Raw genomic sequence first — 25666 nt, forward strand, 5'->3', positions numbered from 1 at the left:
TCCGGTAGCATGCGAGCACGTTTTACCCGCCTGGAACCTTCCATGTCCGACCGTCTTACCCTGCTGCGTCCCGACGACTGGCACATTCACCTGCGCGATGGCGCGGTGCTCACCCACACCGTCGCCGACGTCGCCCGTACCTTCGCCCGCGCCATCATCATGCCCAACCTGGTGCCGCCGGTGCGCACTGCCGCCGAGGCCGACGCCTACCGTCAGCGCATCCTCGCCGCACGCCCTGCCGCCAGCCGCTTCGAACCGCTGATGGTGCTCTACCTCACCGACCGCACCACCGCTGCCGAAGTCCGCGAGGCCAAGGCCAGCGGCTTCGTGCATGCGGCCAAGCTCTACCCGGCCGGCGCCACTACCAACTCCGACTCCGGCGTGACCAGCATCGACAATATCTTCCCGGTGCTCGAAGCCATGGCCGAGGTCGGCCTGCCGCTGCTGGTGCATGGCGAGGTGACCCGTGCCGAGGTCGACGTGTTCGACCGCGAGAAACGTTTCATCGACGAGCACCTGGTGCGCGTCGTCGAACGCTTCCCGACGCTGAAAGTGGTGTTCGAGCACATCACCACCGGTGATGCGGTGCAGTTCGTCCAGGGCGCCCCAGCCAACGTGGGCGCAACCATCACCGCGCATCACCTGCTGTACAACCGCAACCACATGTTGGTCGGCGGCATCCGCCCGCACTTCTATTGCCTGCCGATCCTCAAGCGCAACACGCACCAGGAAGCCCTGCTCGACGCGGCCACCAGCGGTAGCCCGAAGTTCTTCCTCGGCACCGACTCGGCCCCGCACGCCCAGCACGCCAAGGAAGCCGCCTGCGGCTGCGCCGGCTGCTACACCGCGTATGCGGCCATCGAGCTGTACGCCGAAGCCTTCGAGCAGCGCAATGCGCTGGACAAGCTGGAAGCCTTCGCCAGCCACTTCGGCCCGGACTTCTACACACTGCCACGCAACACCGACCAGATCACCCTGGTTCGTGAAGAGTGGGCCGCACCGGCAACCTTGCCCCTAGGTGAGCTGACCATCATTCCGCTGCGTGCCGGTGAAAATCTGCGCTGGCGTCTGCTGGAGAACAATGCGTGAGCGACGACAACTTCGATGACGAACTCGAAGGCAGCCTGCCTTCCGGCCCTCGCCACCCCATGGCCGCGCGTTTCCGCGGTTACCTGCCGGTGGTGGTGGATGTCGAGACGGGCGGCTTCAACTGCGCCACCGACGCCCTGCTGGAAATCGCCGCGACCACCATCGCCATGGACGAAGGCGGCTTCCTCTACCCGGATCACACGCACTTCTTCCGGGTCGAGCCATTCGCCGGCGCCAACATCGAACAGGCGGCGCTGGAGTTCACCGGGATCAAGCTCGATCACCCGCTGCGCATGGCGGTGACCGAGGAGCATGCGCTCGGAGAAATCTTCAAGGGCCTGCGCAAGTCGATCAAGGCTAACGGTTGCAAGCGCGCCATTCTGGTCGGCCACAACAGCAGCTTCGACCTCGGCTTCCTCAACGCCGCGGTGGCCCGTTGCGACCTCAAGCGCAACCCGTTCCACCCGTTCTCAAGCTTCGATACCGCTACCCTCGCCGGCCTCGCCTATGGCCAGACCGTGCTGGCCAAGGCCTGCCAGGCCGCCGGCATCGAATTCGATGGGCGTGAGGCGCACTCGGCGCGCTACGACACCGAGAAGACCGCCGAGCTGTTCTGCGGCATCGTCAACCGCTGGAAGGAAATGGGCGGCTGGGACGAATTCGACCACTAAGCCCTCCGCAACAAACAAAAAACCCGGCCTAGGCCGGGTTTTTCATGGGCGCGTTTCCTCGATCAGAGGCTGGACGCGTTCTCGGCCAGGTACTTGGCCACACCTTCCGGCGAGGCGGTCATACCCTTGTCGCCCTTCTTCCAGTTGGCCGGACAGACCTCGCCGTTTTCCTCGGTGAACTGCAGGGCGTCGACCAGGCGCAGCAACTCGTCCATGTTGCGCCCCAGTGGCAGGTCATTGACGATCTGCGAGCGGACCACGCCGTTCAGGTCGATCAGGAACGCCCCACGGAATGCCACCCCATCGGCGGACTCGACGTCGTAGGCCTTGGCGATTTCGTGCTTCACGTCGGCGGCCAGGGTGTACTTGACCGGGCCAATGCCGCCCTTGTCCACCGGCGTGTTGCGCCAAGCGTTGTGGGTGAAGTGCGAATCGATGGAAACGCCGATGACTTCGACGTTGCGCGCCTGGAAGTCGGGGATGCGGTGATCCAGTGCGATCAGCTCCGACGGGCAGACGAAGGTGAAGTCCAGCGGGTAGAAGAACACCAGGCCGTACTTGCCCTTGATCGCCGCGGACAGGCTGAAGCTTTCGACGATCTCGCCGGTGCCGAGCACGGCAGCGACGTTGAAATCCGGAGCCTGTTTACCAACGAGTACGCTCATTCTCTATCTCCTGATCAGTGCATTGCGATACGAATCGGCGCAGGCGTCTGGCGCGGGCGTTACAAGCCTGGCCTGGGCTGAGCCTATAGTGACGAGCACTGATCATACACCCGTTCTTTTGCCATGTTCGCCACACTGCCTGCCGCATAAAAATATGCTAACCATTTGATAGTAAAGGCTTTTCCCCTCTCGTCGGCGCGCAGATACAAACGACTTCAATGTTTTGACAAGCATTCTCATTAACATTAGTATCGCCTCCCAACAGCAACCTCTTCTCATTCAAGAGTTGGTCTATGTACGTTTGCCTCTGCCAGGGTGTCACTGACGGTCAAATCCGCGAAGCGATCTATGAAGGTTGCTGCAGCTATCGCGACGTGCGCGACAGCCTCGGTGTCGGCACCCAGTGCGGCAAATGTGCGTGCCTGGCCAAGCAGGTAGTGCGCGAGACCTTGAGCGAGGTGCAGGGCAGCCAGGTCGCCCTCGCCTGCCCCGCCAGCTTCGTCGCCGCCTGAGCGAACCAACTCCATAAAAAAGCCGGACACTGTCCGGCTTTTTTGTTTCCGCCATCGACCTCAGGCGCTGGGCACACCGCTGTGGAAGCGAAACTCGGTGTCCGGCGACTCGATCAGGTGCTGCTCGACAAGGCGCACGCGCTCGATCGTCTCACTCACATCCTGTTCGGTACCGTACTGGTAGGCCAGCTTCAGGTAATTCTGGAAGTGCCGCGCCTCGGAATTCAGCAGGCCGCCGTAGAACTTGGCCAGCTCTTCGTCCAGATGCGGCAGCAGCGCCTCGAAGCGCTCGCAGGAACGCGCCTCGATGAACGCGCCCACCACTAGGGTATCCGTCAGCTTGTACGGCTCATGGTTGCGCACGATGGCCCGCAGTCCAGAGGCGTAGCGCGCCGCCGAAACCGGGCGCAGGTCGATCTTGCGCCGCTTCATGATGCGCAGGACCTGCTCGTGGTGCACCAGTTCTTCGCGCGCCAGCCGCGACATCGCATTGATCAGGTCGATCCGCGTGTTGTACTTGGCCATCAGGCTCAGCGCGGTGCTGGCAGCCTTGAACTCGCAGTTCTTGTGATCGATCAGCATCACTTCTTGGTCAGCCAGGGCCGCCTGAACCCAGGCATCGGGCGTGCGGCAACCAAGGAACGCATGAATTTCCGGGAAGCTCATGCAGCCTCCCGCAGCGCGGAACTGAACGCGCGGAGGAAAGATCGGAAAGAAGTCGTGAACATCGGGGCACGGGTCTCGGCGGACAGGCCAGCCTCTTGGCAGGCAGAATCAGGGCGCGCCATTATACGAGTGGTGGCGCTCGGGACCAGTCGTGTCGTGATGCAGGTCAACACGACTATATTCCTCACGGCTATAGTGACGTCAAAAGAACTGCATTCATGCTCAGGGAGACACCCATGCAAGCTATTCGCAGCATTCTCGTCGTAATGGATCCAAACCGCGGGGAGTGCCTGGCGCTCAAACGGGCCAAGCTGATTGCCGGCGTCACCCAATCCCACCTGCACCTACTGGTCTGCGACAAGAAGCAGGAGCACGCTGCCCTACTGGAAAGCACCCAGGCCGACCTGATCCAGGAAGGCTACAGCGTCAGCTCCCAGCAGTCCTGGCATGAAAACCTCTACCAGACCATCATCACCGTGCAACAGGCCGAAGGCTGTGGCCTGGTGATCAAGCAGCATTTCCCGAGCAATCCGCTGAAGAAAGCCCTGCTGACCCCCGACGAGTGGAAGCTGCTGCGCTATTGCCCAGGCCCGGTGCTGATGGTCAAGACCGACAAGCCGTGGACCGGCGGTATCGTCCTGGCGGCGGTCGACGTCGGCAACAACGACGGCGCGCACCGCACCCTACACTCCGGCATCGTTATGCATGGCTACGACATCGCCGGTTTGGCCAAGGGCACCCTGCACGTGATCAGCGCCCACCCCTCGCCCATGCTGTCCGCCGCCGATCCGACCTTCCAGCTCAAGGAAACCATCGAAGCGCGCTATCGCCAGCAATGTGAAGCCTTCAAGAGCGAATACGAGATCAGCGACGACCGCCTGCATGTCGAGGAAGGCCCGGCCGATGTGCTGATTCCGTACATGGCGCAGAAGCTCCAGGCTGTCGTCACCGTGATCGGCACAGTCGCCCGCACCGGCCTTTCCGGCGCGCTGATCGGCAACACGGCCGAAGTGGTGCTGGACACCCTCGAGAGTGACGTGCTGGTACTCAAGCCGGAAGCCATCCTCGCCCACCTGGAAGAACTGGTCGCGCAGCGTGCCGACTAAGTGAACGCCAAAAAAAGCCGCCCTCGGGCGGCTTTTTTATTGGCTCGGCTCGCTCAGACGCGGATTTCCATACCCTCGCGAAGGAATTTCGGGGCGATGTAACGCTCGTAGTGGGCTTCCGACAGCAGGAAGAACTCCTTGTCGATGGCTTCGCGCAGGTCCGGCAGTGGCCAATCGCGAAACTCCGGCATCAGCGAAATCCCGTAGGCATCGAGACGGCTGATTACCCGCGCGGCGCGCGCGATCAACTGATAGGCCCAGCAGTAGGCCGACTGATCGGGGACGAAACGCACCTGGTGCTGCTCCAGCTGCTGACGCAGACGAACGGCGTCAAACACCTCGAGCTTGCCTTGCATCACCTGCACCAGAAGCACTTCCAGGCGACGCCAGACGGCACTCTTCTCGTCTTCGTTGTACAGGTTCCAGTTCACCACTTCATGGTGAAAGCGCTTGCAGCCGCGGCATACGAGGTCGCCGTAGACGGTTGAGCAGAGGCCGACGCAGGGAGTCTTGATGCGCTGATTGGACATGGCGGGGAAACAGGTCAGTCAAAACAGGCGGCCCATAGTAGCCGCTTAAGCCTGGAGGGTCACGACCAGCCGATGTTCGTCGACTTGCCCATCCCGACATTCGTCGCAGTCAAGCGAGCCGCATGCCTCGGGCTTTGCGCTTAACTTTAGCCGGCTATTCCAGTAGAATCGGTCCGCCATTTTAGGCGTCGATGTCCGTCAGAAGCTGTTTTCAAAGCGTCACGAGCACAGTCAATCCGTCAGGAACATGTTGGCGTCAGGTCTTCCCAGTCCTGCGCCAGCCCTCATCGCCCGGTTCCTGCGGCGTAAAACTTTGAAAGCAGCTTCTTGTATGAGGTTATCGACACAGTGGCCGAGGCGCCCAAAAAGCGCAGAGGCGCTCTGTGCGATGACTTTCTGGATAAGCGTCGCGAGCCACCTTGCGACAACTGATGAGGGTAAAAACTGTGCTTGAAGCCTATCGCAAACACGTAGCAGAGCGTGCCGCCCAGGGTATCGTGCCCCAGCCGCTAAACGCCGAACAAACCGCAGGCCTGGTCGAGCTGCTGAAGAATCCCCCAGCCGGCGAAGAAGAATTTCTCGTCGACCTGCTGACCAACCGTGTACCGCCGGGCGTCGACGAAGCCGCCTACGTCAAGGCCGGTTTCCTCTCCGCTGTCGCCAAGGGCGAAGTCTCCTCCCCGCTGATCACCAAGAAGCGCGCCATCGAGCTGCTGGGTACCATGCAGGGCGGCTACAACATCGTCACCATGGTCGAGATGCTGGACAACGCCGAACTGGCTGAAGTCGCTGCCGCGCAACTCAAGCACACCCTGCTGATGTTCGACGCCTTCCACGACGTCGCCGAGAAAGCCAAGGCCGGCAACACCGCCGCCAAAGCCGTACTGCAGTCCTGGGCCGATGGCGAGTGGTTCAAGAACCGCCCGGCCCTGGCCGACAAGATCACCCTGACCGTGTTCAAGGTCACCGGTGAAACCAACACCGACGACCTGTCCCCGGCGCCTGACGCCTGGTCGCGTCCAGACATCCCGCTGCACGCCCTGGCCATGCTGAAAATGGCCCGTGACGGCATCAACCCGGACGCTGCGGGTTCGGTCGGCCCGATCAAGCAGATGGAAGCACTGAAAGCCCAAGGCTTCCCGGTTGCCTACGTCGGTGACGTGGTCGGTACTGGCTCCTCGCGTAAATCCGCCACCAACTCGGTGCTGTGGTTCTTCGGCGACGACATCCCGAACGTACCGAACAAGCGCGCTGGCGGTTTCTGCTTCGGCACCAAGATCGCCCCGATCTTCTACAACACCATGGAAGACGCCGGCGCCCTGCCGATCGAATTCGACTGCACCAACCTGGCCATGGGCGACGTCATCGACGTGTACCCGTACAAGGGCGAAGTCCGCCGTCATGGCAGCGACGAGCTGGTCACCAGCTTCGAACTGAAAACCGACGTGCTGCTCGATGAAGTCCGCGCTGGCGGCCGTATCCCGCTGATCGTCGGCCGTGGTCTGACCGACAAGGCCCGTGCCGAACTCGGCCTCGGCCCAGCAGACCTGTTCAAGAAGCCGGTAGCACCTGCCGACAGCGGCAAGGGCTTCACCCTGGCGCAGAAGATGGTGGGCCGCGCCTGCGGTCTGGCCGAAGGCCAGGGCGTACGTCCGGGCACTTACTGCGAGCCGAAGATGACCACCGTCGGTTCCCAGGACACCACTGGCCCGATGACCCGCGACGAGCTGAAAGACCTGGCGTGCCTGGGCTTCTCCGCTGACCTGGTTATGCAGTCCTTCTGCCACACCGCGGCCTATCCGAAGCCGATCGACGTCACCACCCACCACACCCTGCCGGACTTCATCATGACCCGCGGCGGCGTGTCCCTGCGTCCGGGCGACGGCATCATCCACAGCTGGCTGAACCGCATGCTGCTGCCGGACACCGTCGGTACCGGTGGCGACTCGCACACCCGTTTCCCGATCGGCATCTCCTTCCCGGCCGGTTCCGGCCTGGTCGCGTTCGCCGCTGCCACCGGCGTCATGCCGCTGGACATGCCGGAGTCCGTACTGGTGCGTTTCAAGGGCAAAATGCAACCGGGCATCACCCTGCGTGACCTGGTCCATGCCATCCCTTACTACGCCATCCAGAAGGGCCTGCTGACCGTCGAGAAGAAGGGCAAGATCAACGCCTTCTCCGGCCGCATCCTGGAAATCGAAGGCCTCAACGAGCTGACCGTCGAACAAGCCTTCGAGCTGTCCGACGCCTCCGCCGAGCGTTCGGCTGCCGGTTGCACCATCAAGCTGCCGGAATCGGCGATCGCCGAGTACCTGAAGTCCAACATCACCCTGCTGCGCTGGATGATCGGCGAAGGCTACGGCGACCCGCGCACCCTGGAGCGTCGTGCTCAGGCGATGGAAGCCTGGCTGGCCAACCCGCAACTGCTGGAAGCCGACAAGGACGCCGAGTACGCCGAGATCATCGAGATCGACCTGGCCGAAGTCAAAGAGCCGGTACTCTGCGCACCGAACGACCCGGACGACGCCCGTCTGCTTTCCACTGTCGAAGGTCAGAAGATCGACGAAGTGTTCATCGGCTCGTGCATGACCAACATCGGTCACTTCCGCGCTGCCGGCAAGCTGCTGGACAAGGTCAAGGGCGGTATCCCGACTCGCCTGTGGCTGGCTCCGCCGACCAAGATGGACGCCCACCAGCTGACCGAAGAAGGCTATTACGGCATCTACGGCAAGGCCGGTGCGCGCATGGAAATGCCAGGCTGCTCGCTGTGCATGGGTAACCAGGCACGCGTCCAGACCGGTTCGACCGTGGTCTCCACCTCGACCCGTAACTTCCCCAACCGCCTGGGCGACGCCACCAACGTGTTCCTCGCCTCGGCTGAGCTGGCGGCAGTTGCCTCCATCCTCGGCAAGCTGCCGACCGTGGACGAGTACATGGCTTACGCGAAAGACATCGACAGCATGGCTGCCGACGTCTACCGCTATCTGAGCTTCGACCAGATCGCCGAGTTCCGCGAAGCCGCGGCCAACGCGAAGATCCCGGCCGTGCAAGTCTAAGCGTCCGCAGTAAAAAGAAGCCCCGCCCAGTGCGGGGCTTTTTTTATGGAGAAAAATCGCAGGTACGACGGTCGGATCAAGTAGGGCCCGGTCGGGCTATTTTTCCCAAGGAGTGCACCATGAAACACTGGATATTCGCCGCGTTCTGCGTACTGGGCCTGGCCGGTTGCGCCAGCGACTACATCATCGCCACCAACGACGGGCAGATGCTCAGCGCCGAAGACAAGCCTGAACTGGACGAGGAAACCGGCCTGCTGATGTATGAGGACCCGGAAGGCAACGACCAGCAGATCCCGCAGAGCTCGGTGAAACAGATCATCGAACGTTAAGTGTGATCGGCCACCCGGACCACTGGGTGGCCACCCTTCCCCACGCTTGCCAGACCTGTCGCGCCAGCTAGCTTTGTAGAGGTCGATGACCGACGCACCGCTATCAGGAGCACAGCATATGAAGGTCTGGATACTCGCCCTGTTTTGCGCCGCAGCCCTCGCCGGCTGTTCCAGCGAATACATCATCACCACCACCGACGGCCAGATGCTCACCAGCGACGAGAAACCGGAGCTGGACGAAGACACCGGCATGCTCGAGTTCGAAGACAGCGAAGGCCGCCTGCAACAGATCCCGCAGAGTTCGGTGAAGCAGATGCTCGAGCGCTGAACCTACGCAACCAACCCCCAACCCCGCCACGGCGGGGTTTTGTTTGCCTGCATGAACGCCTGGCATATGGCTTGCTTGGCTTGTCTGCAACAGAACCCTCCAACGGCGGAGCGAGTTCATAGACAATGGCGTCGTTTCTGGCTACCTGCCCGCAAGGTGGCTGGGGCGGCGCTTTTTTCGTTCAAGGTGGGACTGATCGATGACCGACAACACGACAACGCGCACTGACACGCTGGCCTGGGTGGCCGGCTCGGACGCACCGGAGAAGAGCGTGCTGGACCTGGGCTTCATGGCCCTGACCGACTCGGCCTCGCTGATCGTCGCCGCCACCCAGGGCTTCGCCCAGCCCCACGGCCTGACGCTCAACCTGCAGCGCCAGGCATCCTGGGCGACCCTGCGTGACAAGCTGCTGTCCGGCGAGCTGGATGCAGCACAGACCCTGTACGGACAGATCTATGGTATCCACCTCGGCCTCAGCGGGCCGGCGACCGACATGGCGATCCTCATGGGTCTGTGCCAGAACGGCCAGGCTATCAACCTGTCCGAGCCACTGAAACAGAGCGGCGTGACCAGCGCCGAAGCACTGGCCCAGCGCGCGCGCCAAAGCGGTGCAAAACTCACCTTCGCCCACACCTTCCCCACCGGCACCCACGCCATGTGGCTGAACTACTGGCTGGCCAGTCACGGCATCCATCCGCTGGAAGACGTAAACACGGTGATCGTGCCGCCGTCGCAGATGGTCGCCCACCTCAAGGCGGCGCGCATCGACGGTTTCTGCGCGGGCGGCCCGTGGGGCGCCCTAGCGGTCGATGAGAACCTCGGTTTCACCGTCGCCACCAGCCAGATGATCTGGGCCGACCACCCGGAGAAGGTACTCGGCGTGACCCGCGAATTCGTCGAGCAGTACCCCAACACCGCGCGCGCCCTGACCATGGCCGTGCTCGAGGCCAGCCGCTTCATCGACGAGAACGAAGAGAACAAGCGCAGCACCGCGCAACTGATCAGCGGCAGCGAGTACATCGACGCGCCGTTGTCGGCCATCGAGCCGCGCTTCCTTGGCCATTACCAGGACGGCATCGGTCACGCCTGGCTGGACGCCAACCCGCTGCGCTTCTTCGCCAACGGCGAGGTGAACATGCCCTGGCTGTCGGACGGAATGTGGTTCATGACCCAGTTCCGCCGCTGGGGCCTGCTCAAGGACGACCCGGACTACCTCACGGTCGCCCGGCAGATCCACCAGCTCGACCTCTACCGCCAGGCTGCCGAAGCACTCGGCATCGCCGTACCCGAGAACGCCCTGCGCAGCAGCACGTTGCTCGACGGCACCGTCTGGGACGGCAGAGATCCGGCCGCCTACGCGCACAGCTTCGCCATCCACGCACGCAGCGGCAGCGCCGCTTCCATCGCCCTGTAACGCTGCGAGACGACGACCAAGATGCTACGAATTCTGCTGATCAACGACACCGCGAAGAAGGTCGGGCGCCTGAAGAGTGCGCTCATCGAAGCCGGTTTCGAGGTCATCGACGAGTCTGGCCTGACCATCGACCTGCCCGAGCGCGTCGAAGCCGTACGCCCGGACGTGGTGCTGATCGATACCGAGTCGCCGGGCCGCGACGTGATGGAACAGGTGGTCCTGGTCACCCGCGACCAGCCGAGGCCGATCGTCATGTTCACCGACGAGCACGACCCATCGGTGATGCGCCAGGCGATTCAATCCGGGGTCAGCGCCTACATCGTCGAAGGCATCCATGCCCAGCGCCTGCAACCGATCCTCGACGTCGCCATGGCCCGTTTCGAGAGTGACCAGGCCCTGCGCGCGCAGCTGCAGGCCCGCGACGAACAGCTGGCCGAGCGCAAGCGCGTGGAACTGGCCAAGGGCCTGCTGATGAAGATGAAGAGCTGCAACGAGGAAGAGGCCTACACGCTGATGCGCCGCCAGGCCATGAGCCGCCAGCAAAAGCTGATCCAGGTGGCCGAACAGATCATTGCCATGCACGACATGCTGGGGAACTGAACAGCCGATCCGCCGCGCTGCTGTTTCGCCTATGCCAGGTGACGCCCGGCTGAAAGCACCCGGCCGCGGCGAACCAACGGCCTGCGGGCGAGTCTGCTCAGAAGGCTCGCCACCCCGGCGGGCCCGGCACGCATCCACCTCGAAGGGGGCAGTCTTGAGCGAACGTGCCCTTTTCGAGGATGACCACGCATGCAGACACAATCCCGTCCCTCGCGCCTTTCGGCGCGCCGCCAGGCCCTGCTCGGCGCCCTGCTACTGAGCGGCCTGCTCGCCGGCGAAACCCAGGCCGACCTGTACAAGGGCGTCCCGCCGGGCGGCAACTTCGCCCTGGAAAACTGGAACATCACCGTGCCTGCCGATGCCAGCGGCGGCACCGCGGGCAAGGCGGTGACCATCCCGCCCGAGCAACTGGCGGGCAAGCAGGGCTACCAGTCGACCTGGTTTCGCACCGACAGCGACGGCGCCATGACTTTCTGGGCGCCGCTCAACGGCGCCACTGCCGGCGGCTCCAGCAGCCCGCGCGCGGAGCTGCGCGAGATGCTCGACCCGGGCAACCTCAGCGTGACCTGGAACGGCGCGGGCAATTCGCTGCAGGACGCCCTGGTCAAGGTTACCCAGGTGCCCAGCGACGGCATCGTCATCGTCGGCCAGGTCCATGGCTACGGCAGCGCGCCGCTGATCCTCCTGTACTACCGCTACGACGCCAGCAAGCAGACCGGCCGCGTGATCGCCAAACTGCAGGGCCTGCCGGAACAGGGTCCGCCCTTCACCAACCACGTGCTGGCCGAGAACATCCGCCTGGGCGAAGCCTTCACCTACCAGATGCGGGTCAGCAACAACGTGGCCATGGCCTCGGCCAACGGCGGCCCGGTGGCACGCATGCCGATGGACCCGGCCTGGAACAGCGAGACGTTCTACTTCAAGGCCGGTGCCTACCTGCACATGCATGGCGACAGCGCCACCGAGGGTGGCCGCGCGAAGTTCTACCGGCTCGCCGCCAGCCACCCCAACGACGGCCTGCTGGTCAACAGCCCGGCCGCACTGACCAACGCCACCGCCGAGCAACCGTACCTGGTGCAGCTGTCCAGCACCGGCGGCCTTGGTGGCGCCACCTGGAAACTGGTCAGCGGCCATCCGCCGGCCGGCCTGCGCCTGTCCCGCGACGGCGTGATCAGCGGCACGCCGCAGGCGCGCGCGGTGTCCACCACGGCACACTGGTTCGTTGCCCAGGTGCAGGACGTCAACGGCAGCACCCACCACAAGAAGTTCTCGATCCTGGTCCGCGCCGCGGGTAACTGATCGCGCGTCGCGTCGCCGCCACGGCGAATTCGCCAGCGTTGCCAGGGACGGCAAATCGGGCTCGACAAGCCACCCTGGCTGCGCTTATCTTCGCGCCCTGGCCACCGCAGTGGCCAACGTCGCTCGGACGGTTCCGGGCGCTTACGTATCCGAGGAAAGCATGGCTGACCAAGCTAAGCGCCGCTTTGCGCGCATCGATCGTCTCCCCCCCTACGTTTTCAACATCACTGCCGAACTGAAGATGGCTGCCCGTCGCCGTGGCGAGGACATCATCGACTTCAGCATGGGCAACCCCGATGGCGCCACACCGCCGCACATCGTCGAAAAACTCTGCACCACCGCCCAGCGTGACGACACCCACGGCTACTCCACCTCGCGTGGCATTCCGCGTCTGCGCCGCGCCATTTCGCGCTGGTACGCCGACCGCTACGAGGTGGAAATCGACCCCGACGAGGAAGCCATCGTCACCATCGGCTCCAAGGAAGGCCTGGCGCACCTGATGCTGGCCACCGTCGACCATGGCGACACCGTGCTGGTGCCCAACCCGAGCTACCCGATCCACATCTACGGCGCCGTGATCGCCGGCGCCCAGGTACGCTCCGTGCCGCTGGTACCGGGCATCGACTTCTTCGCCGAGCTGGAACGGGCGATTCGCGAATCGATCCCGAAACCGAAGATGATGATCCTCGGCTTCCCGTCCAACCCGACCGCACAGTGCGTAGAACTGGACTTCTTCGAGCGCGTGGTGGCCCTGGCCAAGCAGTACGACATTCTCGTGGTGCACGACCTGGCCTACGCCGACATCGTCTACGACGGCTGGAAAGCCCCGTCGATCATGCAGGTGCCGGGTGCCAAGGATATCGCCGTGGAGTTCTTCACCCTGTCCAAGAGCTACAACATGGCGGGCTGGCGGGTGGGCTTCATGGTCGGCAACAAGGAGCTGGTCAGCGCCCTGGCGCGGATCAAGAGCTACCACGACTACGGCACCTTCACCCCGCTACAGGTCGCGGCCATCGCCGCCCTGGAAGGCGACCAGCAGTGTGTGCGCGACATCGCCGAACAGTACCGGCAGCGTCGCAACATGCTGGTCAAGGGCCTGCACGAAGCCGGCTGGATGGTCGAGAATCCCAAGGCCTCAATGTACATCTGGGCGAAGATTCCCGAGCAGTACGCCCACCTGGGTTCGCTGGAATTCGCCAAGAAGCTGTTGATCGAGGCCAAGGTCTGCGTGTCGCCGGGCATCGGCTTCGGCGACTACGGCGATGACCACGTGCGTTTCGCCCTGATCGAGAACCAGGACCGTATCCGTCAGGCGGTGCGTGGCATCAAGGCCATGTTCCGCGCCGACGGTCTGCTGCAACCGGCACCCGCCAAACCACGCAAGACCCCGGCGGAGTGAAACCGGCGAGGCGGCAGCGCACGGCTGCCGCCTCGTTTCTCAGCCCGAGTAGTCCAGCGCCGTCCAGGCCCGACTTAGGCCATTGGCGATCACGCAGCCGGGCCGCTCCAGTTCCTCGTTGTAATCCTGTGACAGCCGCGTGACCTCGCCTTCACCACCCTCGCGCTCGGTCAACCACTGCACCTTGCCGCAGTTCGGCGTCTCGATCACGTAGCTGGCGGAAATGCGCGTGTGCTGCCCCGGCAGCTTGATCACGTCCAGCACCCGACCATGTTCCTCGACGCGCTTGCCGTCGGAAACCAGTACCGCCCAGGCATCACCGCCCTCGATCACCAGATAGGCGCCATTGGCCTTGGGCTGTTCGAGCTGTGGCTGGGCACAGCCTGCCAGCAGAGCCAGTAGCAGAATCGTCATCAGCTTGTGGTGCATATAGGCAGCTCCTGTTCCGGTGATCTCGACGGCACTTGAGCTGTACTATTATCCAGTAGTGTTTATTTGTACAGTACTTTTCGTTTACTCTTTTGCGGCCGTGGAACCCAAGGAGACTGACCATGCTGGACGTACTGCAGTTGAAGAACAAAGTGAACCAGATGCCACTGGACAGCATTCGCCCCATGGTTGCGGAACTGCACCTGGAGGGGCTGGTGACAGGCAGCAAGACGCCGTTCCGGCGCGTGCACTTCAACACCTGCTTCGCCGAGATCGAAGCGCTGCTGCAACGTGCCGGCTATCACCGCCAGCTCGATGTGGTCGGCTACCAGGGCCTGGCCTACGCCCTGTTCGATCCCGCGCGCTGGGAGGCGGTCACCGTGCTGCGTTGGCTCAAGGACTACGTCGAGGAAACCCAGCGCCGCTCGCCAGCCGCACTCAGCCACTGAGTGGCTGCTCCACCGCGCGAACCAAAAGCGCACAGGAGCGGCCGGGCGTGCACGGCGATGGCTCGTAAAGGGCATGCACCGGCTGTCGCGTAGCGCCGAGCCGACGTAGCCGGAATCTCGCAGAACCCGGCTAAGCCCCTGTTCTACAAGCACCATTCCTATCGGCAGCAATCCTCCTCGGACCCGTTCCCTCTCGCCCTCAGCAAGCTGGCAAGCCCTTTGCAATAGCCCGTGCAGACTCCTGCGAAGCACGCCAACGGCGGCGGGCCGCGGATCACGGACAACGGCGTCCGTCAGAGAACCCTCCCCCATCGGGTCTCTCTGGCGTACGCCGTTTTTATTTGCCCATGAAAAAGGACCACAGCATGAGTGATCGTGATTCCAACGACCCGATGAACACCAGCCGCCGCAATTTCCTCAAGCACTCCATCGCCATTGCTGGCACCGTGGGCGGGGTCGCCGCGCTGGGTCTCGCCGCGCCCGGTTTCCTGCGTAGCGCGGCCTATGCCGCCGGTTCCGATGCCCCGGAAAAGGCCGCACTGAAGATCGGCTTCATCCCCCTGACCGACTGCGCCTCGCTGGTGGTCGCCGCCACCCAGGGCTTCGCCGCCAAGTACGGCCTGAGCATCACCCCGAGCAAGGAGGCCTCCTGGGCCGGTGTGCGCGACAAGCTCGGCACCGGCGAACTGGATGCCTCGCACGTGCTCTACGGCATGATGTACAGCTCGCAGCTCGGCCTCGCCGGCCCGCAGAAGGACATGGCCGTGCTCATGGGCCTGAACCAGAACGGCCAGGCCATCACCCTTTCCAGGCAGCTCAAGGAAGCCGGCGTAACCACCGGCGCGCAGCTCGCCGCGCACATCAAGAAAGGCGGCACGCCGCTGACCTTCGCCCAGACCTTCCCCACCGGCACCCACGCCATGTGGCTGTACTACTGGCTCGGCAGCCTGGGCATCAACCCGCTGTCGGACGTCAAGACCATCACCGTGCCGCCACCGCAGATGGTCGCCAACATGCGCGTCGGCAACATGGACGGTTTCTGCGTCGGCGAGCCCTGGGGCGCACGGGCGATCACCGACAAGATCGGCTTCACCGCCGTGACCACCCAGCAGATCTGGGCCGACCACCCGGAGAAAGTCCTCGGCTGCTCCCGCGAGTTCGTCGAACAGAACCCCAACACCGCCCGCGCGCTGGTGATGGCCCTCCTCGATGCCAGCCGCTTCATCGAAGCCAGCGCGGAGAACAAGAAGGCCACCGCCAAGCTTATTTCCGGCAAGGCCTACGTCAATGCGCCAGCCGAGGTGATCGAGCAGCGCTTTCTCGGTCACTATGAGGACGGCCTCGGCAACAGCTGGGAAGACCCGCACGCCATGGCCTTCTGCAAGGACGGTAGCGTCAACTACCCCTACCACTCCGACGGCATGTGGTTCCTCACCCAGTTCAAGCGCTGGGGCCTGCTCAAGGACGACCCGGACTACGCCGCCGTCGCCGCTGCGGTGAACCAGACCAAACTCTACGGCGAAGCCGCCAGCGCCCTCGGCCTGAGCGTGCCGAGCAGCCCGCTGCGCAGCAGCACGCTGATCGACGGCAAGGTCTGGGATGGCAGCAACCCGGCCGCCTACGCCCAATCCTTTGCGGTTAAGGCCTGACTTTCGGAGGTGTACAGATGAATGCTCGACTGAAAACCCCGCTGAGCGTGGCCAGCGCCGTCCCCGTCACGCCCGTTCGCCGCCCGTTGCCGGGCACGGAGCTGTTCGCCAGCGCTATCAGGCTGCTGGTCCCGCCACTGCTCGGCATTGCCCTGTTCATCGGCGTGTGGGCACTGATCGCCGCGCGCAGCGAGGGCCTGCCGGGCCCGCTGTCGACCTGGCTGTCGGCGCTGGAGCTGTTCGCCGATCCGTTCTACGACAACGGCCCGAACGACATGGGCATCGGCTGGAACATCCTCCACTCGCTGGGCCGCGTTGGCCTCGGCTTCGGCCTCGCGGCGCTGGTCGGCATCCCGCTGGGCTTCGCCATCGGCCGCTTCACCTTCCTCGCCCGCATGCTCGCACCGGTCATCAGCCTGCTGCGCCCGGTGTCGCCGCTGGTGTGGCTGCCGATCGGCCTGCTGGTGTTCGAGAAGGCCGGGCCGGCGTCGATCTGGGTGATTTTCATCAGCTCGATCTGGCCGATCATCCTCAACACCGCCGCCGGCGTCGCCAGCGTGCCGCAGGACTACCTCAACGTTGCCCGCGTGCTCAAGCTGTCGGAATTCAAGGTGCTCACGCGCATCCTGTTTCCCGCCGTGCTGCCGCACCTGATGACCGGCATTCGCCTGGCCATCGGCGTGGCCTGGCTGGTGATCGTCGCCGCGGAAATGCTCACCGGCGGCACCGGCCTGGGCTTCTGGGTGTGGGACGAGTGGAACAACCTCAACGTCGAACACATCCTCATCGCCATCATCATCGTCGGTCTGGTCGGCCTGGCCCTGGAGCAGTCGTTGCTGCTGCTCGCCAAACGCTTCGACTACGCCAGCTAAGGAGTTCGCCATGGACAAGTTCGTCGAGCTGACCGCCGTCAGCAAACACTTCGAGACCAAGAAAGGCCGCTTCCAGGCCCTGGCCAACGTCAACCTGAGCATTGCCAAAGGCGAGTTCGTCTCGCTGATCGGCCACTCCGGCTGCGGCAAATCCACCGTGCTCAACCTCATCGCCGGCCTGCTCGAGGCCAGCGAGGGCGGGCTGATCTGCAACGGTCGCGAGATCGACGGCCCCGGCCCGGAGCGTGCCGTGGTGTTCCAGAACCACAGCCTGCTGCCCTGGATGACCTGCTACGGCAACGTCCACCTGGCCGTGGAACGGGTGTTCGGTGCCGACGAAGCCAAGGCCCAGCTCAAGGCCCGCACCGAGGCGGCGCTGCACATGGTCGGCCTCGATCATGCGATGCACAAACACCCCAGCGAGATCTCCGGCGGCATGAAGCAACGCGTCGGCATCGCCCGCGCCCTGGCCATGGAGCCCAAGGTGCTGCTGATGGACGAACCCTTCGGCGCCCTCGACGCCCTGACCCGCGCGCACCTGCAGGACGAGCTGCTGCGCATCGTCGGTGCGACCCAGAGCACGGTGGTGATGGTGACCCACGACGTCGACGAGGCGGTGCTGCTCTCCGACCGCATCGTGATGATGACCAACGGCCCGGCGGCCACGGTCGGCGATATCGTCGAGGTGGGCCTGGCCCGCCCGCGTGATCGCCTGGTGCTGGCCAACGACCCGCAGTACCACCTGTACCGCAGCGCGGTGCTGGAATTCCTCTACCAGCGTCAGCAACGTCCGGCGGCTTGATACGCGTAAGGGGACTCAGTGATGGATGATCGTCGGTGATCCACCGATGCTCCGTCGGGTGCCCCTGGCCATCAGTTGCTCATCACAAGCCCGACCTCGTGTCGGGCTTTTCTGGCCCGTCATGCGCGCCGGGCATTGCCGCCTGGCGCGGCGGTGCCTGTACAGCGCCACCGCCAGCCCCTACCCTCGCCCTCTACCTATAACAAGAAACGAGGAACCACCATGCCCTACAGCATCTACGTCGCGGCAGTCCTGTCGCTGCTGCTGATCGCCCTGTCGCTGAATACCTCGCGCCTGCGCATGCGCCATCAGATCGCCTTCGGCGACGGCGGCAAGGCGGACCTGACCAAGGCCATCCGCGCCCACGGCAACACCTTGGAACAGACGGTGCTGTTCATCGTCCTGCTCTACCTCGGCGAAGCCAGCGGGCAGATCAGCCCGCCGCTCACCGCCGCCATCGGCTTCGCCTTCATCATGCTGCGCCTGCTCTACTGCGCCGGCCTGTTCGCCCGCCTGCTCCTGCTGCGCCAGGTCAGCCATGCGCTGACCATGCTGGTACTGCTCGTCGTCACCCTGCTGCTGTTGTTCTGAGCCGAGCCGGTACAGGCTGCGCGAGCCAGGCAATGACGCAGTCGACCACCCCCTGCGGCGCCTTGAGCCAAGCGCTGTGCGGGTTCTCGTGGGGCGGACGCGGCGACGGCAGGCGTTCGATCTGCGGATGGGCCTGGATCAGCTCGGCCAGGCCCAGGGTCGAGGCCGGCGGGGCGAAATGATCGCCCTCGATCTGCACGAACAACGACGCCACGCCATTGCTCGCCGCCGGCGCCTGAGGCAAACCGAGGTGATGGTAATGGCCGGTGAAGGCGACGCGGCCCCAATCACGCATCAACGTGCGCGCCTCGTGGCCACCGAAGCCGATACGCTTGCCCGGCAGGTAGCCGAGCACGCTGACCAGCAGGTTGAACACCAGCGCCACGCTGGGCGTCATCAGCCGCTGGCGACCCTGCCAGTGGCGGTAATGGATGTTGCCGCAGGCGACGCCGATGACGCGCACCGCGCTGCCTGGGTGCGCCGCTGCGTACAGCGTGGCGATATGTCCACCGAGGCTGTGGCCGAACAGCACCGCCGGGCTGCCGGGGAAATGCCGCTGGGCCATGACCAGCAACGCGGGGACGAAGTCCTCGACCAGTTGCCGATAGCCGTAGTCGTGACGGCGATCCGGGCGCGGCAGGCTCTCGCCCTGGCCCGGCCAGTCGGCGACCAGCACGTTGCAGTCGGCCGCCACCAGCGCATTTGCCAGCGCGTCGTACTTGCGCGCGGTCACGCCCAGCGCTGGCAGCACGATCAGCGTGCGCGTCGCACGCGCACAGGGGTACAGGCGCACCGGACACTGAAAGGTGCCATTGGCGAACGGCAGCGTATCGATCATCGCCCACTCCGCAGTCATCACAGGAGCGGCGAATCTAGAGCAATTACTCTATTAATTCCACAGCGAGCGTTCGCCGGACACGCACAACCTCAGGCGGCCTGCTCGGCCGAACGGTCACTGCGGCGCTGCTCCGGCAGCACGTGAGGGGCTTCCAGACGCTGGCGCAGCAGCCTGGCGAACTGCTCGGCCGACGCCTGGCAGCGAAATGGAATCGCGCACGCGTCGAGCTGTACGACCCAACCGGTTTCAGGCACATGGTTCACGCTGATCTGCATCGCAAGTCTCCCCAGTCCAGTGGCTAGCGAAGCGATCCTAGCCCGGCTTTGTGACGGTTCAGGGTCAGCGTGCGTGCAGCCAGGCGTGGTCAAACAGGGCCGAAACGAATCGCCCGGCCTGCTAAACGCACCAGCCTGTAGCACGGCCGGCAGGCTGTGTCGGTTGCGCGCGGTACAAGCGGCAGAAAATCCGCGGGCCGCACCTGTGTGCCAGTGGTTGGCACAGGCAATGCTTTGCGTAGTAGGGATTGCAGCAGGCCGCCAGTGACCATGGCACTCACGGAGCACATCGGCATTGCGTGTTGACCGGGCCTGCAGCCTGGCGTTTAGTTAACCCAAGTGCCGGCGCCGGGGCTCTGCATCCGGCGTCGATTTTGCGACAGACCACGGCGCGATACCTCGCGGACGCGCCCTCTCCCGCCTGCGGAGTTGCGTCATGCCCTACAGCACCAGCGTCGGCAGTCAGACCTACCGCTTCGCCGACCTCAAGACCCTGCTGGCCAAGGCCAGCCCCGCGCGCTCCGGCGACTACCTGGCCGGGCTCGCCGCGGCCACCTACGAAGAACGCATGGCGGCGAAGATCGCCCTGGCCGACGTGCCGCTGCAGACCTTTCTCAACGAGGCGCTGATCCCCTACGAGAGCGACGAAGTCACCCGCCTGATCATCGACCGCCATGATCGCGCCGCCTTCGCTCCGATCAGCCACCTGACCGTCGGCGACCTGCGCGACTGGCTGCTCCTGCACAGCACCGACAGCGCCACCCTCGCCGCCGTCGCACCCGGCATCACCCCGGAGATGGCTGCCGCGGTGAGCAAGCTGATGCGCAACCAGGACCTGATCCTGGTGGCCAAGAAGTGCCACGTCACCAGCCGCTTTCGCAACACCATCGGCCTGCCCGGCCACCTCTCCGTGCGCCTGCAGCCCAACCACCCCACCGACGATGTGCGCGGCATCGCCGCGAGCATGCTCGACGGCCTGCTCTACGGCTCCGGCGATGCCACGGTCGGCATCAACCCAGCCAGCGATTCGCTGCCGACCCTGATGCGCCTGTGGCAGATGATGGACGAGGTGCGCCAGCACTTCGAAATCCCCATGCAGAGCTGCGTGCTCACCCACGTCACCACGCAGATCCAGGCCATCGAGGCCGGCGCGCCGATCGACCTGGTGTTCCAGTCCATCGCCGGCACCGAGAAAACCAATGCCAGCTTCGGCGTGAACCTGGCCATCCTCCGCGAGGCCCACGAGGCGGCGCTGAGCCTGAAGCGCGGCACGGTCGGCGACAACGTCATGTACTTCGAGACCGGCCAGGGCAGCGCGCTGTCAGCCGGCGGCCACCACGGCGTCGACCAGCAGACCTGCGAGGTGCGCGCCTATGCCGTGGCGCGCGAATTCAAGCCGCTGCTGACCAACACAGTGGTCGGCTTCATCGGCCCGGAATACCTCTACGACGGCAAGCAGATCATCCGCGCCGGGCTGGAGGATCACTTCTGCGCCAAGCTGCTCGGCGTGCCGATGGGCTGCGACGTCTGCTACACCAACCACGCCGAAGCCGACCAGGACGACATGGACACCCTGCTGACCCTGCTCGGCACCGCCGGCATCAGCTTCATCATGGGCATCCCCGGCGCCGATGACATCATGCTCAATTACCAGAGCACCTCGTTCCACGACGCCCTCTACCTGCGCTCGGCGATGGGCCTCAAGCGTGCGCCGGAATTCGATGCCTGGCTGACGCGTATGGCCATCACCGATCCGTCCGGCGCGCTGCGCGAGATCGGCCGCGGCCACCACTTGCTCAAGCAATTGCCTTTCGTCTCGGGAGCGGCGTGATGAGTGACCTGACGCTGACCCAGAGCAACCCCTGGGACGACCTGCGCGCGCACACCTCGGCACGCATCGCCCTGGGCCGCGTAGGCTCCAGCCTGCCGACCGCCGAAGTGCTCAAGTTCGGCCTGGCCCACGCCCAGGCGCGTGACGCAGTGCATCGCCCACTGGATTTCAGCGAGCTGCGCGAGCAGCTGCAGGCGGCAGGGTTTCGCGCCCTGCAGGTCAACAGCGACGCCGAAGACCGGCAAACCTACCTGCTGCGCCCGGACCGCGGCCGCCGCCTCGCCGAGCCCTGCCGCGAACGCCTGTGCGGCGAAGCGCCGGCGCCGGAGCTGGCCGTGGTGATTGCTGACGGGCTCTCGTCCATCGCCGTGCAACGCCATGCCCTGCCGCTGCTGGAGCTGTTCCGCCAGCGCTTCGACGCCGACTGGAGCAACACCCCGGTGGTGCTCGCCGAACAGGGGCGCGTGGCCATCGGCGACGGCATCGGCGAAGCGCTGCGCGCGCGCCTGGTAATCGTGCTGATCGGCGAGCGTCCGGGCCTGACCTCGCCGGACAGCCTCGGCCTGTACGTCACCTACCAGCCCCACGTGGGGCGCATGGACAGCGAGCGCAACTGCATCTCCAACGTGCGCCCCGAGGGGCTGCCCTACGCACTGGCGGCGCACAAGCTGGACTTCATCGCGCGTCAGGCCCTGCGCCTGCAACTCTCCGGCGTCGACCTGAAGGACGACAGCACCCTGCAGGCGATCGAAACCCAGGCCTGACAGAAGCGCCAACCGGGGTTATGGTGGAGGCTCATCCCGCAAAGGAGAGCCCCATGCCCTGGTATGCCTGGTTGATCATGATTCTGGCCCTCGGCTCCATCGTCGGCGGCTTGCTGTTGCTGCGCGACAGCGCCCGCAAACTGCCGCTAACCGACGAACAGCTCAAGCGCATCCACGAACGCAACATCGAACAGGACGCCAAGGACGCGCAGGAGCGCTAGACTCCCGCGCCTTCGCCTCATCCGCGACAAGGACGTGCCATGCCCCTGCACCTGCGCCTGCTGCTGCCCGTGCTCTTTCTCGGGCTGGGCGTGGCATTCGCCTATATCCAGCCCATCGGCCTGGCCCTGGCGGCCCTGTTCATCGCCTGGGTCCTGCTCGGCGAGGACTACCTGCCGCACTGGCTGTGGTGGTCAGTGAGCCTGCTGGTCAGTATCGCCCTCGCCGCTCACCTGCTCCCCGGCTTCACCCCCACGCCCCTCGCGGAGGCACGGCGGATCAGCGTCGATGCCGCGCCCTATGCCGTACGCCTGTCGTGGGACAAGGGCCTGGTCGGCCTGACACTGCTCGCCTGGTGGCTGGGCCATGCGCCACGGGCCACCGTCTCTGCGCGCCTGGCCTGGCTGATCGCGCTGCTGACATTGCTGCTGGTGCCTGCACTGGCTCTCGGCCTGGTGCTGGTGGCCTGGCAGCCGAAGTGGCCGCAGGAAGTGTGGCTGTGGCTGGCGGTGAACTTGGGCGTGGCGGTACTGGCCGAGGAGCTGGTGTTTCGCGCCTGGCTGCAGCGCGCGCTGATCGCCCCGCTCGGGCTGTGGGCCGGGGTGCTGCTCACCGCCGTGCTATTCGCCGCCGTGCACCTGCCGTTCAGCCCGTTGTTCGCCGTGGTTGCGGGGGTGGCCGGGCTCGGTTACGGCCTGGTCTTCCATTACAGCGGGCGCCTGAGCGCGGCCATCGCCCTGCACGGTGCGGTCAATCTGTGCCATCTATTACTGTTGAGCTACCCGCTACGCGTGGCGTAACGCCGATGTCGTAGGGCTGGAAGATCCGCTGCATCTGGCCGTTCTCGCGCAACGCCTGGAGCAACTCGCGCAACCGCTCGGCGCTGATCGGCGCCTGCGGACGCAGGATCGCGTAGTGGCGGTAGTGCTGATCCTCCCACTCGGACACCAGCAGTTGCGCCTGCAACTGCGGCTCCTTGCGCACCTTCGCGCCGAGCCAGGAACGGGTGATCGGCGCGACATCGGCACGCCCGCGCAGCACCAGCTCCAGGTTGCTTTCGTGGGAATAGGTCAGCTGCGCATCGAAGTGTTCGCTCAGCCACTGCGGGTCGTTGTTGAAGCCGGCGAAACCGTAGTGGTAGCCGTTGAACAGCGCCAGGCGCTTGTCCATCAGGTTGTCGAAGTAGTGCTGGTCGCGGCCCGGCTCGGCGCGGGCGACCAGCACCTCGGCATCCTCCAGGCCCATGTCGATGCGATGGCCGACAATGCCCTGCCATTTCCAGTCGGGGTTCTCGAACACCGCGAGGTCATAGCGCGCCTGCTCGAAATCCTTGAAACGGCGGTTGAGGGAGGTGGCGCGCAGGACGAACCGGTAATCGCCCTGGAGCTGATTGAGCGCCTCGACCAGCTGCGGCAGCAGGCCGCGCTGCAGGTTCTGCTCGGGCTTGATCGCGTAAGGCGGAAAGTGCACGGCGGCGATGCGGACTTGCTCCGCAGCCTGCACCGGCAAGGCTGCCAGCGCCACGAATGCCATCACTCCCGTTCGCAGCCATCCTTGTCTGCACCCGCTCATACTGACTCCTTGGACAACTTTCAGACAAGCCTATCCCAGGCAAGGATCACTGCATAGGGTTGGCCTTTTCCTCGATCGCCCCACCGCTGCGCTGCAACTGATAGCGCCTGAGCAGCTCGCCCAAACGGCCATTTTTCTCCAGCACGGCGAGCGCCTGCGCCAGCTGCTGCGCGGTGATCGGCCCGTCGCGGCGCAGCAGCGCGTGGTGGTGATAGACCTGATCGGTACGCTCGGACACCAGCAGATCGGCCTGCTCCTGCGGGTGCGATTGCAGGTACAGGCGCAGGTACGAACGCGGCAGCACGCTGAGGTCGGCCCGGCGGTGCAGCAGCATCAGCAGGTTGCTGTCGTGGGAATAGGTGAGCACCGCGTTGTAGGTACTGGAGAGGTAGTCCTGGTCCGCATTGAAACCGGCGAACCCGTAGTGATAGCCGCTGTACAGCGCCATGCGCTTGCCCTTGAGGCTGTCGAAATACTCCTGGCCGCGCCCCGGCTCGGCATGGGCGACGTACACCTCGGCATCGGTGATCTGCAGGTCGAGCCGGTCGGCGACGACGTCCTGCCAGCCCCAGTTCGGCGACTTGAAGAGGATCATGTCGTAACGACCGTGCACAAAGTCGCGGTAGCGCCGGGTCACGGAGGTCGGCACCAGCTCGAACCGGAAGGCCTCCTGGCTGGTGTTGAGGGCGTCCAGCAGCTCAGGCAGCAGGCCGCCGGGCAGGCTTTCGGGTTTGGCGATATAGGGCGGGAAATGGTAGGCGCCGACCTTGACCGGCTGCGCGGCTGCGACCAGCTGACTCGCCAGGAGCACTGCACCAAGTAGCAGGAGCTTGCAGGTCACACGCACCGGAATACCTCAGACAGAGCCCAGGGGACGTGCCGCCGGCTGGCTGGCCGCCCCCCTGCAGCTTAGCCTATTCGGTACGGGCGTCCTTGATGACCAGCGTCAGCGCTTCCTCGGCGAGCTGGTCGAGGCTCATCTTGCCGTCGGCACGGAACCAGGTGGTGCTCCAGCTCAGCGCGCCGGTGAGGAAACGCCGCAGGATGAACGGGTCGCCCTGTACATAGCCGGCGACGCGCGCCTCGCCGAGCACGTCCAGCCAGATCTGCTCGTAGGTGTCGCGCAGCGCGAGAATGTGCGCGCGGCCTTCCTCGGACAGCGAACGCCATTCGTAGACCAGCACGGCCATCGCCTCGCCAGTGCCGCCCATGATCGACTGCAGCTCACAGCGGATCAGCGCCAGCACACGCTCGCGCAGGTTGGCGGCATCGGCCAGCGCGGCGTGCATCAACGCGGTGTTGTAGCGCACGGTTTCCTCCATCACCGAACGGAGGATCTCGTCCTTGCTCTTGAAGTGGTGAAAGATGCTGCCGGACTGGATGCCGACGGCCCCCGCCAGGTCGCGGACCGTGGTGCGTTCGTAGCCCTTGCTGCGAAACAGGTGGGCCGCAGTTTGCAGCAGCTTGCCGCGCGCGCTTTCCGGGTCGGTCACCTGGCCGCTGGCCACCAGTTGCTGCATCACGGCGCGGGCCTTGTGATCGTCCAAACTCGTTTTCTCCGCAGGGGAAATGGGGGCGACGCGCCAGGACTGGCGTGCCGTGGAAACTGATGGACGAAATTTACGGGGCACAAGCCACCCAAGCAAGCGCTTGGCTAAAAAGTTGCTCGCGGGACTTTCAAACCAAGCGCTTGCTTGGTAATGTCTTCTCC

29 protein-coding genes are annotated in these 25666 nt (G+C 64.8%); 20 read left to right on the plus strand and 9 right to left on the minus strand.

Going from position 1 to position 25666, the window contains the following annotated elements; genetic code table 11:
- Positions 1–42: 42 nt before the first annotated feature.
- Together pyrC and rnt are read left to right on the plus strand one after the other, a co-directional pair.
- Positions 43–1089 (plus strand): dihydroorotase, encoded by a 1047-nt coding sequence (gene pyrC / locus IB229_RS16060; RefSeq protein ID WP_192330754.1) that lies wholly within the window; start codon positions 43–45, stop codon positions 1087–1089.
- Positions 1086–1760: a ribonuclease T gene (gene rnt / locus IB229_RS16065; RefSeq protein ID WP_192330755.1), complete on the plus strand. Its 675-nt coding sequence runs from the start codon at positions 1086–1088 to the stop codon at positions 1758–1760. The genes pyrC and rnt overlap by 4 nt, the downstream gene beginning before the upstream one ends.
- Positions 1761–1822: 62 nt before the next feature.
- Here rnt and IB229_RS16070 read toward each other — a convergent pair whose 3' ends face one another.
- A complete protein-coding gene (locus IB229_RS16070) occupies positions 1823–2425 on the minus strand; it encodes a peroxiredoxin (RefSeq protein WP_192330757.1) in 603 nt (200 codons plus the stop codon).
- A 293-nt stretch (positions 2426–2718) separates the two neighbouring features.
- Between IB229_RS16070 and IB229_RS16075 the strand changes: the two genes are divergently transcribed.
- Positions 2719–2937: a bacterioferritin-associated ferredoxin gene (locus IB229_RS16075; protein WP_192330759.1), complete on the plus strand. Its 219-nt coding sequence runs from the start codon at positions 2719–2721 to the stop codon at positions 2935–2937.
- Between the two features lie 60 nt (positions 2938–2997).
- On the opposite strand, the gene IB229_RS16080 is transcribed toward IB229_RS16075, so the two are convergent.
- Positions 2998–3603 carry a tRNA-(ms[2]io[6]A)-hydroxylase gene (locus tag IB229_RS16080; RefSeq protein WP_192330761.1) on the minus strand — a complete coding sequence of 202 codons (606 nt, stop codon included), beginning with the start codon at positions 3601–3603 and terminating at the stop codon, positions 2998–3000.
- A gap of 236 nt (positions 3604–3839) precedes the next feature.
- On the opposite strand from IB229_RS16080, the gene IB229_RS16085 reads away from it, so the two are divergent.
- Positions 3840–4709 carry a universal stress protein gene (locus IB229_RS16085; RefSeq protein WP_192330763.1) on the plus strand — a complete coding sequence of 290 codons (870 nt, stop codon included), beginning with the start codon at positions 3840–3842 and terminating at the stop codon, positions 4707–4709.
- Between the two features lie 53 nt (positions 4710–4762).
- On the opposite strand, the gene IB229_RS16090 is transcribed toward IB229_RS16085, so the two are convergent.
- Complete coding sequence (locus IB229_RS16090) at positions 4763–5239, minus strand: DUF1289 domain-containing protein (RefSeq protein ID WP_192330766.1); 477 nt, start codon at positions 5237–5239, stop codon at positions 4763–4765.
- A gap of 446 nt (positions 5240–5685) precedes the next feature.
- Between IB229_RS16090 and acnB the strand changes: the two genes are divergently transcribed.
- The 7 genes from acnB to alaC all read left to right on the plus strand — a co-directional run bounded on the left by acnB (position 5686) and on the right by alaC (position 13664).
- Positions 5686–8295: a bifunctional aconitate hydratase 2/2-methylisocitrate dehydratase gene (acnB, locus tag IB229_RS16095; protein ID WP_192330768.1), complete on the plus strand. Its 2610-nt coding sequence runs from the start codon at positions 5686–5688 to the stop codon at positions 8293–8295.
- Between the two features lie 119 nt (positions 8296–8414).
- A complete protein-coding gene (locus IB229_RS16100) occupies positions 8415–8624 on the plus strand; it encodes a YgdI/YgdR family lipoprotein (protein WP_192330770.1) in 210 nt (69 codons plus the stop codon).
- 118 nt (positions 8625–8742) lie between these two features.
- Positions 8743–8952, plus strand: coding sequence for a YgdI/YgdR family lipoprotein (locus IB229_RS16105; RefSeq protein WP_192330772.1), 210 nt, complete (start codon positions 8743–8745; stop codon positions 8950–8952).
- Positions 8953–9151: 199 nt separating this feature from the next.
- Complete coding sequence (locus tag IB229_RS16110) at positions 9152–10366, plus strand: CmpA/NrtA family ABC transporter substrate-binding protein (RefSeq protein ID WP_192330774.1); 1215 nt, start codon at positions 9152–9154, stop codon at positions 10364–10366.
- 21 nt (positions 10367–10387) lie between these two features.
- Positions 10388–10966 (plus strand): ANTAR domain-containing response regulator, encoded by a 579-nt coding sequence (locus IB229_RS16115; protein WP_192330776.1) that lies wholly within the window; start codon positions 10388–10390, stop codon positions 10964–10966.
- Positions 10967–11155: 189 nt separating this feature from the next.
- Positions 11156–12265 carry a polysaccharide lyase family 7 protein gene (locus IB229_RS16120; protein ID WP_192330778.1) on the plus strand — a complete coding sequence of 370 codons (1110 nt, stop codon included), beginning with the start codon at positions 11156–11158 and terminating at the stop codon, positions 12263–12265.
- 160 nt (positions 12266–12425) lie between these two features.
- Positions 12426–13664, plus strand: coding sequence for an alanine transaminase (alaC, locus tag IB229_RS16125; RefSeq protein WP_192330780.1), 1239 nt, complete (start codon positions 12426–12428; stop codon positions 13662–13664).
- A 39-nt stretch (positions 13665–13703) separates the two neighbouring features.
- Here alaC and IB229_RS16130 read toward each other — a convergent pair whose 3' ends face one another.
- Positions 13704–14093, minus strand: coding sequence for a hypothetical protein (locus IB229_RS16130; RefSeq protein ID WP_192330782.1), 390 nt, complete (start codon positions 14091–14093; stop codon positions 13704–13706).
- Positions 14094–14215: 122 nt separating this feature from the next.
- Here IB229_RS16130 and IB229_RS16135 point away from each other — a divergent pair, with 122 nt between their 5' ends.
- From IB229_RS16135 to IB229_RS16155, 5 genes are all read left to right on the plus strand, one after another.
- A complete protein-coding gene (locus IB229_RS16135) occupies positions 14216–14542 on the plus strand; it encodes a transcriptional regulator (RefSeq protein WP_192330784.1) in 327 nt (108 codons plus the stop codon).
- Positions 14543–14907: 365 nt separating this feature from the next.
- Positions 14908–16191: a CmpA/NrtA family ABC transporter substrate-binding protein gene (locus tag IB229_RS16140; protein WP_192330786.1), complete on the plus strand. Its 1284-nt coding sequence runs from the start codon at positions 14908–14910 to the stop codon at positions 16189–16191.
- 17 nt (positions 16192–16208) lie between these two features.
- On the plus strand, positions 16209–17063 hold the full coding sequence (gene ntrB / locus IB229_RS16145) for a nitrate ABC transporter permease (RefSeq protein ID WP_192330788.1): 855 nt from the start codon (positions 16209–16211) through the stop codon (positions 17061–17063).
- A gap of 10 nt (positions 17064–17073) precedes the next feature.
- Positions 17074–17865, plus strand: coding sequence for an ABC transporter ATP-binding protein (locus IB229_RS16150; RefSeq protein ID WP_192330790.1), 792 nt, complete (start codon positions 17074–17076; stop codon positions 17863–17865).
- Positions 17866–18087: 222 nt separating this feature from the next.
- Positions 18088–18456 (plus strand): MAPEG family protein, encoded by a 369-nt coding sequence (locus IB229_RS16155; protein WP_192330792.1) that lies wholly within the window; start codon positions 18088–18090, stop codon positions 18454–18456.
- Here the strand turns inward: IB229_RS16155 and IB229_RS16160 are convergent.
- Positions 18434–19294: an alpha/beta fold hydrolase gene (locus tag IB229_RS16160; protein ID WP_192330794.1), complete on the minus strand. Its 861-nt coding sequence runs from the start codon at positions 19292–19294 to the stop codon at positions 18434–18436. The genes IB229_RS16155 and IB229_RS16160 overlap by 23 nt on opposite strands.
- Positions 19295–19383: 89 nt before the next feature.
- On the minus strand, positions 19384–19569 hold the full coding sequence (locus IB229_RS16165; protein ID WP_192330796.1) for a hypothetical protein: 186 nt from the start codon (positions 19567–19569) through the stop codon (positions 19384–19386).
- A 436-nt stretch (positions 19570–20005) separates the two neighbouring features.
- Between IB229_RS16165 and IB229_RS16170 the strand changes: the two genes are divergently transcribed.
- From IB229_RS16170 to IB229_RS16185, 4 genes are read left to right on the plus strand one after another with little or no spacing between them, the layout of a single operon-like run.
- Entirely contained in the window at positions 20006–21400 is a 1395-nt protein-coding gene (locus tag IB229_RS16170; protein ID WP_192330798.1) for an ethanolamine ammonia-lyase subunit EutB, read from the plus strand.
- Positions 21400–22164 (plus strand): ethanolamine ammonia-lyase subunit EutC, encoded by a 765-nt coding sequence (eutC, locus tag IB229_RS16175; RefSeq protein WP_192330800.1) that lies wholly within the window; start codon positions 21400–21402, stop codon positions 22162–22164. The genes IB229_RS16170 and eutC overlap by 1 nt, the downstream gene beginning before the upstream one ends.
- Positions 22165–22217: 53 nt before the next feature.
- Entirely contained in the window at positions 22218–22385 is a 168-nt protein-coding gene (locus IB229_RS16180) for a DUF2897 family protein (protein ID WP_192330802.1), read from the plus strand.
- A gap of 39 nt (positions 22386–22424) precedes the next feature.
- On the plus strand, positions 22425–23183 hold the full coding sequence (locus IB229_RS16185; protein WP_192330804.1) for a CPBP family intramembrane glutamic endopeptidase: 759 nt from the start codon (positions 22425–22427) through the stop codon (positions 23181–23183).
- Here IB229_RS16185 and IB229_RS16190 read toward each other — a convergent pair.
- The 3 genes from IB229_RS16190 to IB229_RS16200 form a co-directional block, all read right to left on the minus strand.
- On the minus strand, positions 23134–23916 hold the full coding sequence (locus IB229_RS16190) for a transporter substrate-binding domain-containing protein (RefSeq protein WP_192330806.1): 783 nt from the start codon (positions 23914–23916) through the stop codon (positions 23134–23136). The two genes, IB229_RS16185 and IB229_RS16190, sit on opposite strands and share 50 nt — an antisense overlap.
- Before the next feature lie 85 nt (positions 23917–24001).
- Positions 24002–24796: a substrate-binding periplasmic protein gene (locus tag IB229_RS16195; protein ID WP_192330808.1), complete on the minus strand. Its 795-nt coding sequence runs from the start codon at positions 24794–24796 to the stop codon at positions 24002–24004.
- Between the two features lie 73 nt (positions 24797–24869).
- Complete coding sequence (locus IB229_RS16200) at positions 24870–25502, minus strand: TetR/AcrR family transcriptional regulator (RefSeq protein WP_192330810.1); 633 nt, start codon at positions 25500–25502, stop codon at positions 24870–24872.
- Positions 25503–25666: the final 164 nt, after the last annotated feature.

The organism is Pseudomonas sp. PDM14, assembly GCF_014851905.1.
Classification (GTDB): domain Bacteria; phylum Pseudomonadota; class Gammaproteobacteria; order Pseudomonadales; family Pseudomonadaceae; genus Aquipseudomonas.

Excerpts from the sequence above, each read along its gene's own strand:
- pyrC (WP_192330754.1), top strand. The coding sequence starts at position 43 with ATGTCCGACCGTCTTACCCTGCTGCGTCCCGACGACTGGCACATTCAC.
- IB229_RS16070 (WP_192330757.1), bottom strand. The coding sequence starts at position 2,425 with ATGAGCGTACTCGTTGGTAAACAGGCTCCGGATTTCAACGTCGCTGCC.
- IB229_RS16075 (WP_192330759.1), top strand. The coding sequence starts at position 2,719 with ATGTACGTTTGCCTCTGCCAGGGTGTCACTGACGGTCAAATCCGCGAA.
- IB229_RS16080 (WP_192330761.1), bottom strand. The coding sequence starts at position 3,603 with ATGAGCTTCCCGGAAATTCATGCGTTCCTTGGTTGCCGCACGCCCGAT.
- IB229_RS16085 (WP_192330763.1), top strand. The coding sequence starts at position 3,840 with ATGCAAGCTATTCGCAGCATTCTCGTCGTAATGGATCCAAACCGCGGG.
- IB229_RS16090 (WP_192330766.1), bottom strand. The coding sequence starts at position 5,239 with ATGTCCAATCAGCGCATCAAGACTCCCTGCGTCGGCCTCTGCTCAACC.
- IB229_RS16100 (WP_192330770.1), top strand. The coding sequence starts at position 8,415 with ATGAAACACTGGATATTCGCCGCGTTCTGCGTACTGGGCCTGGCCGGT.
- IB229_RS16105 (WP_192330772.1), top strand. The coding sequence starts at position 8,743 with ATGAAGGTCTGGATACTCGCCCTGTTTTGCGCCGCAGCCCTCGCCGGC.
- IB229_RS16110 (WP_192330774.1), top strand. The coding sequence starts at position 9,152 with ATGACCGACAACACGACAACGCGCACTGACACGCTGGCCTGGGTGGCC.
- IB229_RS16115 (WP_192330776.1), top strand. The coding sequence starts at position 10,388 with ATGCTACGAATTCTGCTGATCAACGACACCGCGAAGAAGGTCGGGCGC.
- IB229_RS16120 (WP_192330778.1), top strand. The coding sequence starts at position 11,156 with ATGCAGACACAATCCCGTCCCTCGCGCCTTTCGGCGCGCCGCCAGGCC.
- alaC (WP_192330780.1), top strand. The coding sequence starts at position 12,426 with ATGGCTGACCAAGCTAAGCGCCGCTTTGCGCGCATCGATCGTCTCCCC.
- IB229_RS16130 (WP_192330782.1), bottom strand. The coding sequence starts at position 14,093 with ATGCACCACAAGCTGATGACGATTCTGCTACTGGCTCTGCTGGCAGGC.
- IB229_RS16135 (WP_192330784.1), top strand. The coding sequence starts at position 14,216 with ATGCTGGACGTACTGCAGTTGAAGAACAAAGTGAACCAGATGCCACTG.
- IB229_RS16140 (WP_192330786.1), top strand. The coding sequence starts at position 14,908 with ATGAGTGATCGTGATTCCAACGACCCGATGAACACCAGCCGCCGCAAT.
- ntrB (WP_192330788.1), top strand. The coding sequence starts at position 16,209 with ATGAATGCTCGACTGAAAACCCCGCTGAGCGTGGCCAGCGCCGTCCCC.
- IB229_RS16150 (WP_192330790.1), top strand. The coding sequence starts at position 17,074 with ATGGACAAGTTCGTCGAGCTGACCGCCGTCAGCAAACACTTCGAGACC.
- IB229_RS16155 (WP_192330792.1), top strand. The coding sequence starts at position 18,088 with ATGCCCTACAGCATCTACGTCGCGGCAGTCCTGTCGCTGCTGCTGATC.
- IB229_RS16160 (WP_192330794.1), bottom strand. The coding sequence starts at position 19,294 with ATGATCGATACGCTGCCGTTCGCCAATGGCACCTTTCAGTGTCCGGTG.
- IB229_RS16165 (WP_192330796.1), bottom strand. The coding sequence starts at position 19,569 with ATGCAGATCAGCGTGAACCATGTGCCTGAAACCGGTTGGGTCGTACAG.
- IB229_RS16170 (WP_192330798.1), top strand. The coding sequence starts at position 20,006 with ATGCCCTACAGCACCAGCGTCGGCAGTCAGACCTACCGCTTCGCCGAC.
- eutC (WP_192330800.1), top strand. The coding sequence starts at position 21,400 with ATGAGTGACCTGACGCTGACCCAGAGCAACCCCTGGGACGACCTGCGC.
- IB229_RS16180 (WP_192330802.1), top strand. The coding sequence starts at position 22,218 with ATGCCCTGGTATGCCTGGTTGATCATGATTCTGGCCCTCGGCTCCATC.
- IB229_RS16185 (WP_192330804.1), top strand. The coding sequence starts at position 22,425 with ATGCCCCTGCACCTGCGCCTGCTGCTGCCCGTGCTCTTTCTCGGGCTG.
- IB229_RS16190 (WP_192330806.1), bottom strand. The coding sequence starts at position 23,916 with ATGGCATTCGTGGCGCTGGCAGCCTTGCCGGTGCAGGCTGCGGAGCAA.